Origin of the sequence: Haladaptatus sp. (assembly GCF_049589095.1) — an archaeon.
In the GTDB taxonomy this organism is placed as follows: Archaea; Halobacteriota; Halobacteria; order Halobacteriales; family Haladaptataceae; genus Haladaptatus.
Genome location: NZ_JBAWAC010000087.1, coordinates 1 through 2,684, shown reverse-complemented (window position 1 = coordinate 2,684; position 2,684 = coordinate 1). Strand labels below are relative to the sequence as shown.

The window sequence follows — 2,684 nt, the reverse complement described above, 5'->3', positions numbered from 1 at the left end:
CTCCCTGTAAAAGCTGGACCAAAAGCACTCCTCTTTCACTTCGCTGCGCTCCGTTCAGTCGTCGGCCCGGAAAATTTCGATTTTCCGGAGGGTGTGCTAGCGACTAATGGTCGTGTAACCGGCTAATTTTCGTGGTCGTACCGGTTCTGATTCTGACGGCTGTGAAAATGCGAGTTTCCGGCAGTTGTGTCATCGGCTGTTTTTGTGGAAAATCAGCGTTCCGTCTCGGCGTTCTCCCGAATCCACTCTTCGAGTTCGTCGCCCTGAATCTCCAGTCCCTGTCGGCGGAAGAACGAGGCGATGTTCACACAGTCGCGCGTGAGGAATTCGCCGCTGTTCGGGTGGTGGAAAGTGACGGCCTGTCCCACGTCGATGATGCAGAGTTCGCCGTTGCTGACGAGGATGTTGTACTCGGAGAGGTCGCCGTGGACGAGGCCCGCGTCGAACAACCGCCGCATGTACTCCCGAACGACCTCGAACGCGGTTTGGGGATTTTCGAGGTGGGCGTCCGCGAGCGTGGGTGCGCGACGACCGTCGTTCCCCATGAACTCCATCACCAACACGTTTCGCTGGACGGCGATGGGTTCCGGAACGCGAACCCCGGCCTTCCGAGCGCGATTGAGGTTGGCGGATTCCTTTCGTACCCACGCGAGGACGATTCGCTTTTTGTCCCCGCCGAGTTCCTCGAATCGCGGGTCGCCGACCAGATACTCCCGCATGTCGCGGAAGTCGCTGGCGTTGATGCGATAAATTTTGACGGCGACTTCGCCGTACTTCTCGTCGCCGAGTGCGGTGTACACCGTCGCCTCCTTTCCGGACGAAATCGGCCCGCCGAACGCTTGGACGTAGCCGTCTTGAACGAGTTTGTACAGTGCCGCCAGTGTCGCATCGTCGAACACCGACTGTTCGACTTTGAACTGGTCGGAATCCTTGACCCGTTTTCTGAACTGGTTGAACTCCCGGTCACGACGGCGTGCGATGCGGTCCGCTTCGGTGTCGGAAACGTCGATTTCCTCCCACTCGTCGCCAGGGCTGTCCACGTTATCTGGGTCGAGTAATCCGTACTCCTCGTTCATCTACACCGGACTATGTGGAGGAACGGTAAAAGGATGGCCTGTTCGGTTAGTACGTTTCGCGGTGGAGAATTTCGTCGACCGAGCGGCGCGGGAGGCGCTCGGGTTCCTCGCCGCCGCTCGGACCGACAGCGAGCAACATCACCGGAATCTCGTCGTCCGGCAGGTCGAGGAACTCCGCGATGCGTTCCTGATCGAAACCGATCATCGGCGTGGCCGTCAGCCCGCGTGCGTGCGCGGAGAGCATGAGGTTCTGGGCGGCGAGGCTCGCGTTCCGAATCGCGTAATCCCGACCCATCGCGTCGCCCTCGTACATCTCCGCTGTCTGTGCTTTCGTCTGCTGTGCGGTTTCCTCGTCCATTCGACCCGCCTCGGCCCAATCCTCGAAGACGCGGTCGGCCGTCTTCGCGTCCGTGTGGCCGACGACGAGGATGGCCGTTCCGGCGTCGCGGATGTGTTCTTGCCCGTAGGCGATGTCCACGACTTCGTCGAGTCGTTCGTCGTCCTGAACGGCGACGAACTCCCACGGTTGGAGGTTGTACGACGACGGTGCGATCGCCGCATCCCGGATGAGTTCTTCGAGCGTCTCGTCGGAGATGTCCTCGTCCGGGTCGTAGTTGTGACCCGAGCGTCGGCTTCGAATCCCTTCGATGAGTTCCGGGAACTCCGCATCGTGTGCAACGTCTTCGACAGTGATCTGTTCGGACATAGAGGGAAGAAGGAACCACGTATTTAACCGAACCACGGAAACGGCCGCGCTTTCCGGTTGCAGTATGATACCAGAAATCATAGAGTGACCGTCGTTGGTACTCTCGGCAACGGATTGCGGGTAAAACGCTCTCGATTCGGCTCAGTTTATGTGGCCTTCGCGTCGAAGTTGGTCGGCCTGTTGTTTCTCGTAGCGCCACGTGATGTCGGCCTTCTCGTCCTGCCAGTCCCACGGCTCGACGAGAACGATGTCGTCCTCACGAATCCAGACGCGTTTTTGCATCTTGCCCGGAATACGGGCGGTTCGTTCCTTACCATCCGCACAGCGCACTTTCACCCGGTTGGCACCGAGCATGTTCGTGACTGTGGCGAAGACCTCGTTGTCGTCCGGCATTCGGAGGTTGTTCCGTCCACTGCTGTCACTCATGTCTCAGTGTGATATTCGACTGGTAACGTTTTAAATCCGCTGTCCGTCGGCGCTGACAGGGAATGCGACGGAGTTGGCCACTAGCAACCGATTCCTCAGACTCACCGCTCCAACTGTCGGTTTTAAGGCAGTGGCAGACACAATCCGGGCTATGTTCGGAAAACTCGGCACGAAAGGTATCGCGGGACTACTCGTCCTCATCGTCGGAATCGGCGTCATCGCCGTTCAGAGCCTCATTATCGCCGCCGGAATAGCGCTCGTCGTCGTCGGATTCGTCCTAACTGCGTGGGGACTCGTCTCAGGGCTGCTCGCCAACTTCGGAATGGGCGGAATGATGGGCGGCGGATTCGAGTAATCGACCGGCGATTTTCATTCCGGCAGCGGATAATAATCCAGAGATTCTGTCGATATATCCGTTCTCAAGGGCTGTCTTCTTCTTTTCGAATACAATTCCCGATCGTAGAAGCCGGAAAAGC

General features: G+C 58.5%; 4 protein-coding genes. 1 reads left to right on the top strand and 3 read right to left on the bottom strand.

The features are described 5' to 3' along the window. Positions 1–212: 212 nt before the first annotated feature. From rio1 to eif1A, 3 genes are all read right to left on the bottom strand, one after another. The gene (rio1, locus tag WBV42_RS02995; protein ID WP_423984718.1) at positions 213–1,076 is read right to left on the bottom strand and encodes a serine/threonine-protein kinase Rio1; all 864 of its coding nucleotides are present in this window, start codon (positions 1,074–1,076) and stop codon (positions 213–215) included. 46 nt (positions 1,077–1,122) lie between these two features. Further along, positions 1,123–1,782 carry a nitroreductase family protein gene (locus tag WBV42_RS02990; protein ID WP_423984717.1) on the bottom strand — a complete coding sequence of 220 codons (660 nt, stop codon included), beginning with the start codon at positions 1,780–1,782 and terminating at the stop codon, positions 1,123–1,125. A gap of 141 nt (positions 1,783–1,923) precedes the next feature. Beyond that, the gene (gene eif1A, locus WBV42_RS02985) at positions 1,924–2,208 is read right to left on the bottom strand and encodes a translation initiation factor eIF-1A (RefSeq protein ID WP_066140559.1); all 285 of its coding nucleotides are present in this window, start codon (positions 2,206–2,208) and stop codon (positions 1,924–1,926) included. A gap of 151 nt (positions 2,209–2,359) precedes the next feature. On the opposite strand from eif1A, the gene WBV42_RS02980 reads away from it, so the two are divergent. After that, a complete protein-coding gene (locus tag WBV42_RS02980) occupies positions 2,360–2,563 on the top strand; it encodes a DUF7470 family protein (RefSeq protein ID WP_423984716.1) in 204 nt (67 codons plus the stop codon). Positions 2,564–2,684 lie beyond the last annotated feature (121 nt).